Annotated in this window: 11 protein-coding genes; 5 read left to right on the top strand and 6 right to left on the bottom strand. The window is 65.5% G+C overall.

Annotated elements, in window-relative coordinates:
* Positions 1 to 41: 41 nt before the first annotated feature.
* Entirely contained in the window at positions 42 to 668 is a 627-nt protein-coding gene (locus GEV02_RS15140; RefSeq protein ID WP_152838968.1) for a TetR family transcriptional regulator, read from the top strand.
* Here GEV02_RS15140 and GEV02_RS15135 read toward each other — a convergent pair.
* Positions 665 to 1,231: a gamma-glutamylcyclotransferase gene (locus GEV02_RS15135; protein ID WP_152803065.1), complete on the bottom strand. Its 567-nt coding sequence runs from the start codon at positions 1,229 to 1,231 to the stop codon at positions 665 to 667. The two genes, GEV02_RS15140 and GEV02_RS15135, sit on opposite strands and share 4 nt — an antisense overlap.
* Before the next feature lie 18 nt (positions 1,232 to 1,249).
* On the bottom strand, positions 1,250 to 2,164 hold the full coding sequence (locus tag GEV02_RS15130) for a LysR family transcriptional regulator (RefSeq protein WP_152838784.1): 915 nt from the start codon (positions 2,162 to 2,164) through the stop codon (positions 1,250 to 1,252).
* Positions 2,165 to 2,253: 89 nt separating this feature from the next.
* On the opposite strand from GEV02_RS15130, the gene GEV02_RS15125 reads away from it, so the two are divergent.
* From GEV02_RS15125 to maiA, 4 genes are read left to right on the top strand one after another with little or no spacing between them, the layout of a single operon-like run.
* Complete coding sequence (locus GEV02_RS15125) at positions 2,254 to 2,790, top strand: VOC family protein (RefSeq protein ID WP_070268715.1); 537 nt, start codon at positions 2,254 to 2,256, stop codon at positions 2,788 to 2,790.
* Positions 2,787 to 3,809, top strand: coding sequence for a fumarylacetoacetate hydrolase family protein (locus tag GEV02_RS15120; protein WP_152838783.1), 1,023 nt, complete (start codon positions 2,787 to 2,789; stop codon positions 3,807 to 3,809). Before GEV02_RS15125 ends, GEV02_RS15120 begins: the two co-directional genes overlap by 4 nt.
* Positions 3,810 to 3,836: 27 nt before the next feature.
* Positions 3,837 to 5,174: an MFS transporter gene (locus GEV02_RS15115; protein ID WP_152838782.1), complete on the top strand. Its 1,338-nt coding sequence runs from the start codon at positions 3,837 to 3,839 to the stop codon at positions 5,172 to 5,174.
* Complete coding sequence (gene maiA, locus GEV02_RS15110) at positions 5,171 to 5,815, top strand: maleylacetoacetate isomerase (protein ID WP_152838781.1); 645 nt, start codon at positions 5,171 to 5,173, stop codon at positions 5,813 to 5,815. Before GEV02_RS15115 ends, maiA begins: the two co-directional genes overlap by 4 nt.
* Before the next feature lie 12 nt (positions 5,816 to 5,827).
* On the opposite strand, the gene GEV02_RS15105 is transcribed toward maiA, so the two are convergent.
* From GEV02_RS15105 to GEV02_RS15090, 4 genes are read right to left on the bottom strand one after another with little or no spacing between them, the layout of a single operon-like run.
* Positions 5,828 to 7,870, bottom strand: a complete 2,043-nt coding sequence (locus GEV02_RS15105; protein ID WP_152838780.1) for a TonB-dependent receptor — start codon at positions 7,868 to 7,870, stop codon at positions 5,828 to 5,830.
* An 18-nt stretch (positions 7,871 to 7,888) separates the two neighbouring features.
* Positions 7,889 to 9,712, bottom strand: coding sequence for an IucA/IucC family protein (locus GEV02_RS15100; RefSeq protein ID WP_152838779.1), 1,824 nt, complete (start codon positions 9,710 to 9,712; stop codon positions 7,889 to 7,891).
* Positions 9,709 to 10,920 carry an MFS transporter gene (locus tag GEV02_RS15095; protein WP_152838778.1) on the bottom strand — a complete coding sequence of 404 codons (1,212 nt, stop codon included), beginning with the start codon at positions 10,918 to 10,920 and terminating at the stop codon, positions 9,709 to 9,711. The genes GEV02_RS15100 and GEV02_RS15095 overlap by 4 nt, the downstream gene beginning before the upstream one ends.
* Positions 10,917 to 12,692 (bottom strand): IucA/IucC family protein, encoded by a 1,776-nt coding sequence (locus GEV02_RS15090; RefSeq protein ID WP_152838777.1) that lies wholly within the window; start codon positions 12,690 to 12,692, stop codon positions 10,917 to 10,919. Before GEV02_RS15090 ends, GEV02_RS15095 begins: the two co-directional genes overlap by 4 nt.
* Positions 12,693 to 12,772: the final 80 nt, after the last annotated feature.

Below are 12,772 nucleotides of genomic sequence, written 5' to 3'. Positions count from 1 at the left end.
AGAATCCTTCATGTTTCCAATTCGCGTTCCTGATCCTCCCCATGACAGACAGCCCCAAAGCCTCAATCTCCTCGCGCAGGAAGCCGAAACAGGCCCGCTCCGCCGACCTGGTTTCCGCGATTCTGGAGGCGGCTATTCAGGTTTTGGCGAAAGAGGGCGTGCGCCGATTTACCACCACGCGGGTGGCGGAGCGAGCGGGAGTGAGCGTGGGATCGGTGTACCAGTACTTTCCGAATAAGGCGTCCATCCTGTTCAGGCTGCAAGCGGACGAGTGGCGGCAGACCACGGAAATGCTGGTCAACATCCTGCAGGACAAGCAGAAGCCGCCGCTGGAACGGCTGCGCGCGCTGGTGCATGCCTTTCTGCGTTCGGAAGTGGAAGAGGCCGACATCCGCACCGCGCTCAACGACGCCGCGCCATACTATCGCGACAGTCCCGAAGCCCACGCTGCGCGGTCGGCCGTCGATGACATCATGAACGCCTTCATGCTGGAAGTTCTGCCATCGGTTACGGACAGCGTGCGAGCCTTGGCGAGTGACCTCGTCATGACGACTTTCGGCGCGGTCGGCAAACAGTTTTCGGAAACGCCGCGCACGGAGGAAGAAACCCACGCCTACTCGGAAGCGCTGGCCGACATGCTGTGCGCCTACCTGGCCAGTCTCAACTAGTCCTTCAGCGCCGCCAGGTGGCGCTCGATCTCGAACACGTGCTGATCGTGGCGGCCCAGCTCTCGCAAGGCGCTGGCCAGGTGATTGAGGTAATCGCTGTTCGGCCCGCTGGGGCCGGCTGAGCGGGCGATGTGCCGCGCGATCTCCTGTTCGGAGGCTGCGCCCAGGAAGGCCGTGTTGTCCGGCGTGGCGATGTAGACCAGGCCTTCCACGCTGTCGCCTTCCTCGAACGCGATGGCGATCGCCAGCCGCAGATAGCCGTTCTTTTCGCGATGGTCCAGGTGGGCGAACACTTCCGGCGTGATGAGGTAGGCCATGCCGTGGCAGATGGCGCCGGCCTCTTCGATGATGGTAACAACCCGCCCCGGCGCGTCCGGCGTGCCGCGGTGGTCGTGCGAACCTTGCCAGAAGCGCCGCGTCCAGTTGGCGATGCTGGCCGGGCGGCGTTCAAGGTAGGGGAAGTCGGCCTTGTAAATCAGGGAACCGTAGCCGAACAGCCAGACGCTGTGGTGGCCGTCGAACTGGTCCATCTGTTGATTGATGGCGATGGTATCTGCTGTCATGGATCAATTATAAAACGATCAGCCCTGCGGCACATTCCAGTGATGGGCTGCGGCAAACTCTTGCAGGAAGGCGACGAAGCTCTCGGCCGCCGGCGACAGTGCCCGCGCATTGCGGGTGTAGACGAAGAAGCGCCGCGTCAGCGCCGGCGATTCCAGCGGCCGCATCTGCAAGCCGTACAGCTGCACCATTTTTTCCGCGTACGGCAGGCAGACCGTGATGCCCAGCCGCGCATGCACCATGGCCAGCGCGGTGGTCATGAAGGTCACTTCGTTGTACGGGCTCAGCGACTGTTCGCGGAACGAGGCGTGCATGTCGCGCAACAGCCGCTCGGTGAATTGCCCCTGCAGCGAAATCAGCGGGAACTCGTTGACGTCGGCCCAGGTGATGCGCTCGCGCTGCTCCAGCGGATGGCCGGGCGGATACACCACCACGAAGGGCATCTCAAACAGCGGCTGGGCTTCGATCTCGGCCGTGGTGTCGCGGTCCGGGCCGATGCCGAAGTCGGCCTCGCCGCTGAATACCCGCGCCGACACCATCTCCACCGGGCTGTCCGCCAGCCACACCTGCACGTCCGGATAGCGCGTCTTGTAGGCGGCGATCACCTCGGGTATCAGCGTGCAGGACAGCATCTGCGGCGCCGCCACCCGCACCGAACCCTGCTTGAGCGCCTTGCGGCTGGCGATGTCGGCCATGGCGCGGTCCAGGTCTTGCAGCATCTTCTCGAACAGCGGCGTCAGCTCGCGGCCGATCTCCGACAACTGCGCCTTGCGCGTGGTACGCTCAACGACGCGCACCCCCAGCATCTGCTCCAGCTCCTTGATCTGTCCGCTGAGCGCGGACTGCGTCACATTGAGATGCTCGGCGGCCAGCGTAAAGCTGCCGGTTTTGGCGAGCGCCACCAGGGCGCGCATCTGGCGCAAACTAGGATTCATCGGAAAACCTGATAAGTGAGCTGAAAAATATCGTTTGTATGATATCTGAAATTCGCATTTAATGCGGAATGACCCAGTTGGAGACAAGCATGAAAATCAAGCAAATACATCACGTGGCCTACCGCTGCATCGACGCCAAGCAGACCGTCGAGTGGTACGTCAAACACCTGAACATGGACTTCGTGCTGGCGATCGCCGAAGACGAAGTGCCGTCCACCAAAGCGCCGGACCCGTATATGCACGTGTTCCTGGACGCCGGCCACGGTAACGTGCTGGCCTTCTTCGAGCTGCCGACGCAGGCGCCGATGGACCGCGACCACAACACCCCGGCCTGGGTGCAGCACCTGGCGATGGAAGTCGAGACCATGGACGAACTGCTGGCCGCCAAGGAGCGCCTGGTCGCCGCCGGCATCAGCGTCATCGGCCCGATCAACCACACCATCTTCAAATCGATCTACTTCTTCGACCCGAACGGCCACCGCCTCGAACTGGCGGTCAACACCGGCACGCCGGAGATGATGCAGAAGCTCGACGCCGTCAAATGGGAGATGCTGGAAGAGTGGTCGCAGACCCGCAAGGCGCCCAAGCACGCCGCCTGGATGCACGCCCCGGAGGTGAAAGCATGAAGCTCGCAACCCTGAAAGACGGCAGCCGCGATGGCCGCCTGGTGGTGGTCAGCCGCGACCTGTCGCGCTACCAGCACGTACCGAAAATCTCCGCCACGCTGCAGCACGCGCTGGACAACTGGGAGCTGGTGTCGCCGCGCCTGGAGCAGGTCTACGCATCGCTGAACGCCGGCGACGCCGTCGACACCCACCCGTTCGACCAGCAGTACTGCCACTCGCCGCTGCCGCGCGCCTATCAGTGGGCCGACGGTTCCGCCTACATCAACCACGTTGAGCTGGTGCGCAAGGCGCGCAACGCCGAAGTGCCGGCATCGTTCTACACCGACCCACTGATGTACCAGGGCGGTTCGGACAGCTTCATCGGCCCGCGCGATCCGATCTTCGCGCTGTCGGAAGAGTGGGGCATCGACCTGGAGGCCGAAGTGGCCGTCATCACCGGCGACGTGCGCATGGGCGCCAGCGCCGACGACTGCGCCAAGGCGATCCGCCTGGTCATGCTGGTCAACGACGTCTCGCTGCGCAACCTGATCCCGAACGAACTGGCCAAGGGCTTCGGCTTCTTCCAGTCCAAGGCTGCCAGCGCCTTCTCGCCGGTGGCCGTCACGCCGGACGAACTGGGCGCGCACTGGGCCGACACCAAGCTGCATCTGCCGCTGCTGGTCGATCTGAACAAGCAGCCTTTCGGCAAGCCGAACGCCGGCGAAGACATGACCTTCAACTTCGCGCAACTGGTGGCGCACGCCGCCGCCACGCGTGAGCTGGCGGCCGGCACCATCATCGGCTCCGGCACGGTGTCGAACAAGCAGGGCAGCCTGCATGGATCGAGCATCGCCAACGGCGGCGTGGGCTACTGCTGCCTGGCCGAAGTCCGCATGTACGAGACCATCGAGAGCGGCAAGCCGCAGACCGGCTTCCTCAAGTTCGGCGACAGCGTGCGGATCGAGATGCACGATGAGCAGGGCGCCAGCATCTTCGGCGCCATCGAACAAACCGTCACGCACTACCAAGAGCGCAGCTAAAGCGCCGGCGAGGCAGGAGGAGACAAGATGGAACAACAAGTAGATATCCCCGCGCTCATCGACAACAACAAGATCAGCGCCTTCCAGATCGGCGTGTATCTGCTGTGCGGCCTGTGCATCCTGATGGATGGCTTCGACGTGCAGGCGATGGGTTATGTGGCGCCGGCCATCATCCAGGAATGGCATGTCAGCAAAGCCAGTCTGGGGCCGGTGTTCGGCGCCGGCCTGCTTGGCATGCTGCTTGGTTCGCTGGTGTTCAGCGTGATGGCGGATAAGATCGGCCGCCGTCCGGTGCTGATCGGCGCGACCATGTTCTTCTCGGTTTGCATGCTGCTCACGCCTTCCTGCACCACGCTGGAACAGCTGCAATGGCTGCGCTTCGTCACCGGCGTCGGTCTCGGTGCGATCATGCCCAACGTGATGGCGCTGGCCGGCGAATACAGCCCGCTGCGCCGCCGCGTCACGCTGATGATGCTGGTCTCCTGCGGCTTCACCGTGGGCGCCGTTGTGGGCGGCCTGGCCTCGGCCGCGCTGATTCCTTCGTATGGCTGGCAGTCGGTGTTCTACGTCGGCGGCGTGCTGCCGCTGGCGATCGGCATGCTGATGATCTTCATGCTGCCGGAGTCGATGCAGTACGTGGTCCTGAGCGGCAAGCGCGTCGAGCGCGTGGCGCAGTGGCTGCGCCGCATCGATCCGACGTCCACCGTGCATGCGGGCAGCCGCTACCTGGTGCATGAGAAGACCGGCAAGCGCGGTTCGGTTGCGGAGCTGTTCCGTGAAGGTCGCGCGCGCACCACCGTGCTGCTTTGGCTGGTCAACTTCCTCAACCTGCTCAATCTGTACTTCCTGTCCAACTGGCTGCCGACCATCCTCAAGGACGCCGGCATGTCGACCAGCATGGCGGTATTGGCCGGCACCATCCTGCCTATCGGCGGCACCATCGGCACGCTGATGATGGGCCAACTGATCGACCGCTCCAGCTTCCGCCGCGTGCTGATACCTGGCTTCCTGGTGGCGTCCGTGGCGATAGTGCTGATCGGCCGTCCCGAGGCTTCGCTGGCCTTCCTGTTCCTGGCGATTTTGGTGGCGGGCTTCTGCATCGTCGGCGGTCAGCCGGCAGTGAATGCGCTGGCGGCCAACTACTATCCGACCACGCTGCGCTCGACCGGCATCGGCTGGAGCCTGGGTGTGGGCCGCGTCGGCTCCATCATCGGCCCGGTGCTGGGCGGAGAACTGATACGCATGAACTGGCCGAACAGCACCATCTTCGTGATCGCCGCCGTGCCGGCGCTGCTGTCGGCGGTCATGCTGTGGATGATGGACCGTCCGCAGCCGGCTCACATTTTTGAACGAGAACTTGCATGAAGCTTTATACCTACTTCCGTAGCTCCGCCGCCTACCGCGTTCGCATTGCGCTGAACCTGAAGGGGCTGGCCTACGACGCCGTGCCGGTCCACCTGCTGCGCGACGGCGGCGAACAGCTCACCGATAGCTACCGCGCGCTCAATCCATCTGCGCTGCTGCCGACGCTGGATGACGACGGCAGCGTGATCGGCCAGTCGCTGGCCATCATCGAATATCTGGAGGAGACGCGCCCGCAAGCGCCGCTGCTGCCGTCCGGCGCGGCCGACCGCGCCCGCGTGCGCGCGCTGGCGCTGACGGTGGCCGCCGACACGCACCCGCTGGGCAACCTGCGTGTGCTGAAGTACCTGAAGGGCCCGTTGAAGGTAAGCGAAGAGGTCAAGCTGCAATGGCAGCAGCACTGGCTGCAGATCGGCCTGGAGACACTGGAGCGCCTGCTGGCCGACGACGCGCGCACCGGCCGCTACTGCCACGGCGACACGCCGACGCTGGCCGATTGCTGCCTGGTGCCGCAAGTATTCAGCGCCCAGCGCTTCGGCGTGGATCTGGCGCCGTATCCGACGGTCATGCGTATCCACGCCGCCTGCGGCGAGCTGCCTGCCTTCCAGCAGGCGCACCCGTCGCAGCAGCCAGACGCCGAATAAGCGCCCGTTGGATCAGAACCGGCTGGTCAGCGTCACGCTCGCATTGCGCGACGCACCCGGCTGGATCTGCACGTTGTTGATGGCCGATTCGTAGAAGCGCGCATTGCCGACGTTGTTCAACTTGAAGCGCACCTCATACTGCTTGCCGCGATAGCCGATCGCCGCATCCACGCGGCCGTAGCCAGGCAGCTGCACGGCGTTGTCCGACAGCGCGAACTGGGCGCTGCTAAGCAGCACACCGAGGCCCGCGTTCCACGCGCCGCCCAACTCCTGGTCCACCCACAGCGATGCGCGATGGCGCGGCGTCATCTCCGCACGGTTGCCGCTCGGGATATCGTTGGACGCGACGATGCGCGCATCGTTGTAGGTGTAGGATGCGTTCAAGCGTCCGCCTTGCCAAAGCGCGCCTTGCAGTTCCAGCTCCACGCCCTGATTGCGCTGCTTACCGACTTGCAGCTGGCGCAGGCCGGCCGGATCGCTCGGGTCCAGCGTCAACTGGTTGCGCTGCTCGATGCGGAACAGCGCGGCGGTGGTGGAGAAGCGTCCACCCAGCCATTCCTGCTTGTAGCCCACTTCCTGCAAATCGGTCTGCAACGGCTTGACTTGCGACAGAGGCGTGCTGCCGCTGTACAGCAGGTCGCCGCCACCCGGCTGCGACGAACGGCTCAGATTCAGATACCACGACTGGCCGTCCAGCGGCTGATACACCAGGCCCGCGCGCGGCGAGACAACGTTATCGGTGCGTTCGCTGAACACCTTGGTCAGGCGATTGTTCTGCTCCTGCTGGAAGCGGTCGAAGCGCACGCCGGCCAGCGCCTTCCACTGCGGCGCGATGCTGATCTGGTCCTGCAGGTACAGCGCCTGCGTCTTGGCCGTGAACGCGTTGTTCAGCGAGACCGGCAGAGTGCTCAGATTAGGCGCAGGCAGTACATGCTGCGGCGCGTACAGGCTCACCGGATAGGCGATGCCGGTCTGCGCGGTGACGACATCGCGCTTCTGGTCCGACAGCTCCAGCCCGACCAGCAGCGCGTGCTGGTCCAGCGTGTAGGTCAACTCGGTTTGGTTGATCAGGTTGCGCTGCGTCTGCGGGAAGTAGGTGATCTGACGCGACACGGTGTTGTCCGCATTGACGCGGCGGTTGCGGGTGTTCACGCCTTCAAGTTCGGTGCGGCTGTACTGGAAGGTGTTTTCCAGCTTCAGGCGATCGTTGAAGCGGTGTTCCAGTTTGGCCTTCGCCATATCGCTGTCGGTGCGAGTGTAGTCGTAGCGTTCGCCGTAGTAGGTCGACGGCGAGACATCGACCGGCCGGCCCTTCAGCGACGGCACGCCGCGATCCGGCGTGCGGTCCTCGCGCTGCACCTCCGCCTGGAGCAGCAGCGAGGTAGCAGGCGACAGCGCAAATTTCAGCGAAGGCGCCAGCAGCTTGCGCGTGTGTTCGACCACGTCGCGATAGCTGTCGCCGGTATCGTAGACGGCGATCAGGCGGCCGTCGATGCCGCCGCCGAGGGCGCCGCCGGCGTCGACGCTGACGCGCCGCTCGTTATCCGACGCCACCGTGGCGGAGACTTCGGTTTCCTGCTTGGCGCGCGGCTGCTTGCTGACGCGGTTGATCAGGCCACCGGCCGAGCCGCGTCCATACAGCGCCGCAGCGGCGCCCTTGATTACTTCGATCTTCTCGACCGTCGCCAGGTCGCGCGAGTACAGCGTGTCGTCGCGCACGCCATCGAGGCTGGTGTCGCGCAGCGAGTAGAAACCGCGGATATAGAACTCGTCGCGCCGGCCTTCGCCCTGGCCGGCCACCACGCTGCTGACATAGTCCAGCGCATCCTTGCTGGTCAGCGCGGCGCGGTTGCGCAGATTTTCCTGGCTGACGATGCTGACCGATTGCGGCGCGTCGAGCAGGCTGCCCTGGGTCTTGGTCCCGCCTGCGCTGGCGGCCAGGCCGTCGCTGCTGCCGGTCACGGTTACCTGTTGCATGGTCTGGATATCGTCCGCCTGTGCGGAGAAAACGAAGCCTGCCAGCAGCAGGGGTAAAGGTTTCAGAACTGTTTTCATTATTTTGGAGAGCGGTTGTTATAAGGATGCCGCCGCGCCGTTGACGACGCCAAGCGGGTGATACAAGGGAAGGTAGCTGGCCTGGCGGTCTGCCTGGCGCAGGAAGCGCGTCAGCAGATTGCCTTTGGCCGGCAAAGGCTCGCCTGCCAGCAGACCCCGGATGCGGCGGCTGGCGGACGGATTGGGGAATTTCGCCAGGTAGTCCTGCAGCGAATTGCGCAGCACTCCCCACAGGGCCAGGTTCAGGCTATGGTTGCCGTTGGCGATGCAGGCGATGACCTCGCACAGGTTGTTGACGAACAGGCAGTATCCGATGCGCGTCCAGGCCCGTTCATCGGTGCAGCACAAGGCCGACAGCGTGTCCGGTTCCAGTTGCATGGCGTGGGCCAGCGCATGTGCCTGCGGCGCGAGCCGCGTGAGCTCCAGATCGCGCAAGATAAAGTGGCTGGGCGCGCCTTCGCCGTCAAGGCCTACGACAGTGTTCTGCATGTGCGGCTCGAACGCCACGCCATGTTCGAACAGCAGGTACAGAATGGGATGTACGGCAGTCTCCGCATAGCGCGCGAACCAGCTGCGCGCCGCATGCTCCAGCGTGTAGCCGCGATGCAGCGCGTAGCGCTCGATCTGGGCGAAGACCCGCTTGCGCCCTTGTTCGCCGTTGCCGAACAAGGCTGCGCACACGATCGGCTGCACGCCCTGTTGCAGCAGGCCAGACACGCCCTCGCGCAGCAGCACGCCGAAACCGTCGACCAGTGCAGGGTCGGCGCCGGGCAGATCGACGGTGACGTAGGCCTGTTCCTCCAGCACGCGGAAACCGGGGAAGCGGCTTTGCATGTCGGCCTGCATGGTGCGGTACACCCGCGAACCGGTCAGCGCGCCTTGCAGTTCGTGGCGGGCGTTGTTGCGGATGCAGTTGGTGATGCGCATATTCAGCGACAGCTTGACGAAAGACCCCGCGTCCTCGGCCAGCAGCGTGCGTACCGACGCCGTTGGATGGAAGGGGCGGCCATGAGGGCCGAGGTCGAGAATCTCGCCTCTGCGCAAGGCGCTGGCGATGCGCGGTTGGCGGCGCATCCAGCCGGCTTGCCATGGGTGCAGCGGCACGATCACTCCGCCGTCGCTTGGCTCCAGGCCCTGCGCGGCGAGACTTTGCAGCGCGCCGGCGTCGATGCTGTCGCTCAGCAGCCACTGTTGCGGGATCTGGAAGTAGTGCAGGCGCATGCTGGCCTTGTGTTCCGGCGAGTAGTCGCGCTGCTCGGCGGGCGACCAGTCGGCGCGGCTTTTCGGCGCCGGATGGAAGGGATGTCCGGTCAGCAGTCCTTGCTCGCTCTCGATATAGGCTTGCAGCGGCGTGGCGACTGCGACAGCCGGCGGCAGCGCCGGCGTCGGACGGCGGTCCATCACGTCCTGCATGGTGGCGATGCTGTCGCCGATCTGTTGCAGCAGTTCGTCGTTGAACGGTGTCGCGGCGCGGAGCGAAAGGTCTTCGATGATGAGGCGCGCCAGTTCCCGCCAGCCCGCTTCGCGCCACGCTTCCTGTCCCTGGCGCAGGTAGACGCTGGTGGTGTAGTCGAAATTGGCGGTGGCCGAGACGTGCAGCACGCCGACGCACAACTGGCTGTCCACGCGCGGCAAGGCGATTTCCAGCACCTGTCCGTGATACGCGGCAGGCATCGCCGGATGCGCGTTGCGGCCGGCTGGCAGCACGGCGAGCGTGTGCTCCTGCATCGCCACCTCGCGCGCATAGCAGTTGATCAGCAGGCGGCCATGCTGCCGTTCGGCGAAGCTCTCGGTATCGGAAGGGGCGGGCTGCAGATGCTTGGGTAACAGCGGTGAGTTCATAGCAGTCTCCATTTCAGTGAAATAAACAGCGCGGCGACGACGGCTGTCCCCAGCCAGAGCGGTGCGGCATAACCGAGCGATGGCGCGAGCAGGCTGGCCAGCAGGCCGGCGCTGACGGCGCCCCATTTGTTGGCTCCTTCCAGGCTGCCGAAGTGGCGGCCGGCGCGGGCGACGGTGGAGGTAGCAGCGGCCAGCGTATTGATGGCAAGGTAGGCGCCGGTCATGCCTATGCCCATCAGGATGCGGCCGGCCAGCAGCAAAGGCAGCGCGTCAGCCAACGCCTGCGCCAGCAGGCCGGCGCTGGTCAGCGCGGCGTACCATCCGAGGGCTGCGCGGGCGTTGGCGTAACCGAGCTTGCGTCCCAACGGCCATGCCAGCAGCAGGAACAGGACGTGCGGCAGGCCGAACATCATGCCGGCGGTGGCGGCGCCGATTTGCAGCCGCTGTGCGAGATCGCTGACAAAATAGGGATAGGACAGGACGGTGCCGATGGCGAACAGCGCCTGCAACCGGTACAGGTTCGCTGCGCTGACGCCGCAGCCGGCGGCGGCGATGGCTTGTGCGTCCGATGGCGCGCCGGCGTTCGATACGGCCGGCGCATGGGCATGCCTGCGCGGCTCCACAGCATCTGGCAGCAGGAACAGCACCACGCAGGCGACACCGGGGAACAAGGCCAGGTACAGGAACAGCTGCAGCATGTTGGCGTGCCCGCTCATCATGCCGATCAGCGCCGGGCCGGCGAACAAGGCGGTTCGCGCCGACGCCTGCATCACGCCGAGCAGTGTCGCCAGCCGCGCCGGCGGCAGTTGTTCCGCCAGATAGGCGTTGGACGCGGAGAAGGTTCCGCCCAGTAGCCCTTGCAGCATCAGGCCCAGTGCGAATTCCGTCGGCGTGCGCGCCAGGCCGGTGAGGATAAAGCTGAGGCATAAGCCGGCATGCGCCCGCATCAGCGACGCGCGGCGGCCGATGCGGTCGGCCAGCCGCCCCCAGGCCGGATTGGCGATGGCGGCTGCGAGCGTCGGCAGCGTGAAGTACCAGCCGGCCAGCGCCGCCGATGGGGCGCTCGCGGGGAAGCTCGATTCCAGTATCTGCGCATAGAACGGCGGCATGCACAAGGCTGCGAACGCCGCGCCGAAATGGCCGGCGACCGTGACCAGCACCGCACGCGTCAGGCCAGCCTGCCGCGATGCGGCTTGCGCGACACTCATGCGTTGCCGCCGCTGACGACGGGCGTCGCCTTCGCGCCGGCCAGCGGGTTGGCGACCGTACGCAGGCGCTGCGTGCTCCACGCGAGCAGGCGGCGCGCCGCCAGGCATTCGATCCGCAGTGTCGCACCGAGCAGGTCGAACTCGCGATGGCGCGCGGCGCTCGCCGGGAAGCGCGACTGATAGGCCAGGATGGTGCGCGCGGCCTGGGACCAGAACAGCGTCTCCGCATAGCCGTGATGGCGCTCCAGCCTCCACGCCAGTTCGCCCAGGTTGATGAAGAACAGCACCTCCAGCAGGTAGTCGCGCGCCTCCGTCGTCGAGTCGAACATGAAGCCTGCGCTGGCGTTGAGCGCGTTTCGGTAAGCCGGCGCCGTGCGCAGTCCGGCCAGCTGCGCTTCGTTGGTGGCGCCTTGCAGATAGTGCAGGCCGCCGGGCAGGTCGCGGATGGCGATGCGGCGCGGCAGGCCGTCGCGCAAGATCAGCAGGGTGTTTTGCGCATGGCATTCGAGCAGTACGCCGTGCTCCATCATCAGGTGCATAAGCGGCGGAACGCTCGCCTCCAGTAACGCGGCCACCCACTGTTCCGTGCCGTGCCGCGCCAGCCATGGGCCGATGGTCAGTTCGCCGGCGCCGGTCAGCGTGGTCAGTGCGGTCATCGGGAACACCTGTTCGCCCTGCGTCAGCACCGACTCCGGCGCGCTGCGCCAGATCGCGCCCAGCATGCCGTAGGCGCCGCTGCGCTGGCGCTGCGCCGCGACCGTGATGCCGGCCGGTTCGGCCAGTACCGCCAGCCGCTGGCCGTCGGCCAGGAAGGCGTCGTCGCGGCAGATGGCGTCCAGCCAGCGCGAGATCAGAGGCGCGTTGTGCACGTGATGGTCGGAGAGGATGCGGTCGGCCGAACTGTTGGCGATGGCCAGTGGCAGCTTCAGGTTGCAGCGGCCATCGGCTGTCACGCTGCTCAGCGAGCGTATCGATTGCTGCGCCATCCATTCGGCGCGGCCTGCGCCCAGGTGCAGCAAGGTGCCGTCGGCCAGCCAGTCGGCGAAGTGCGGCGCGATGGCGTGCTCCCATTGCCACGGATGCACCGGCAGCAGGCGGTAACGCGCCGGTGCCTGGCCCTGTGCTTCGATCCGGCCCAGCAGGCGGTGGTACTCCTCCGTTCCCAACTGCGAGCGCATGAAGGTGTCGTAGTCGAGTTCCGGCAGCTGGTGGGTTTCGCTGGCTTCGCGGTCGATCGCCAGCCAGGTCAGCGTGAAGGCTTGCGCGAATTCCGGGCCGTAGCGCCGGTGCTCGTCGATGCTGAAGCCGATGCGCGAGCGGAAGCACGGATGGTAAGGATGGCCGTCGCCCAATTCCGCTTCCTGCAAGGCGTAGGGCGATTGCAGCGTGGCCTGCGGCGCAGTGGTCATCGACCAGGCCTGCTTGAGCGCCGTCTGCTGCAACTCGGCGACGAAGCGGCGCAAGGCTTCCGCTTGCGGTTGCAGGTGCCGCACCAGCGCCGACACCGTGGCGGCGATGTCCGGCATGGAGGAGCCGGCGGCGCGTACCTCGCCGCTCAGGCGCAGGCGGTCGAATGCGCTGTGGCCGGCGATATCGATGTGGTAGACCAGCGGCGCATCGTGCTCGTCCCGGCCTTCAAGCCGCAGCCGGCTCTGCTCCGGTTCGATGGCGCCGACCAGGCAGCCCTCATTCCAGAAGGCTTCGATGAATTGGCGCAGCGTGCGGGCATGGGCGGCGGCGTAGTGGGGCAGGAACGCAAGGGTGTGGGGCATGGCGGCGTCTTAAAATTGAAAGCTTGTCTTAAATGCTATGCCGCCAGCTTATCTTTCACAAAGAGTAATGTCAATACAAA

It is taken from the genome of Rugamonas aquatica, from assembly GCF_009380215.1.
GTDB classification, from domain to species: domain Bacteria; phylum Pseudomonadota; class Gammaproteobacteria; order Burkholderiales; family Burkholderiaceae_D; genus Rugamonas; species Rugamonas aquatica_B.
This window is presented reverse-complemented; position numbering and strand designations above follow the sequence as displayed.

What these genes read in the sequence shown, in the direction of transcription:
- GEV02_RS15095 (WP_152838778.1), bottom strand. Translation starts at nt 10,920, where the DNA reads ATGAGTGTCGCGCAAGCCGCATCGCGGCAGGCTGGCCTGACGCGTGCG.
- GEV02_RS15140 (WP_152838968.1), top strand. Translation starts at nt 42, where the DNA reads ATGACAGACAGCCCCAAAGCCTCAATCTCCTCGCGCAGGAAGCCGAAA.
- GEV02_RS15120 (WP_152838783.1), top strand. Translation starts at nt 2,787, where the DNA reads ATGAAGCTCGCAACCCTGAAAGACGGCAGCCGCGATGGCCGCCTGGTG.
- GEV02_RS15130 (WP_152838784.1), bottom strand. Translation starts at nt 2,164, where the DNA reads ATGAATCCTAGTTTGCGCCAGATGCGCGCCCTGGTGGCGCTCGCCAAA.
- GEV02_RS15125 (WP_070268715.1), top strand. Translation starts at nt 2,254, where the DNA reads ATGAAAATCAAGCAAATACATCACGTGGCCTACCGCTGCATCGACGCC.
- GEV02_RS15090 (WP_152838777.1), bottom strand. Translation starts at nt 12,692, where the DNA reads ATGCCCCACACCCTTGCGTTCCTGCCCCACTACGCCGCCGCCCATGCC.
- GEV02_RS15100 (WP_152838779.1), bottom strand. Translation starts at nt 9,712, where the DNA reads ATGAACTCACCGCTGTTACCCAAGCATCTGCAGCCCGCCCCTTCCGAT.
- GEV02_RS15105 (WP_152838780.1), bottom strand. Translation starts at nt 7,870, where the DNA reads ATGAAAACAGTTCTGAAACCTTTACCCCTGCTGCTGGCAGGCTTCGTT.
- maiA (WP_152838781.1), top strand. Translation starts at nt 5,171, where the DNA reads ATGAAGCTTTATACCTACTTCCGTAGCTCCGCCGCCTACCGCGTTCGC.
- GEV02_RS15135 (WP_152803065.1), bottom strand. Translation starts at nt 1,231, where the DNA reads ATGACAGCAGATACCATCGCCATCAATCAACAGATGGACCAGTTCGAC.
- GEV02_RS15115 (WP_152838782.1), top strand. Translation starts at nt 3,837, where the DNA reads ATGGAACAACAAGTAGATATCCCCGCGCTCATCGACAACAACAAGATC.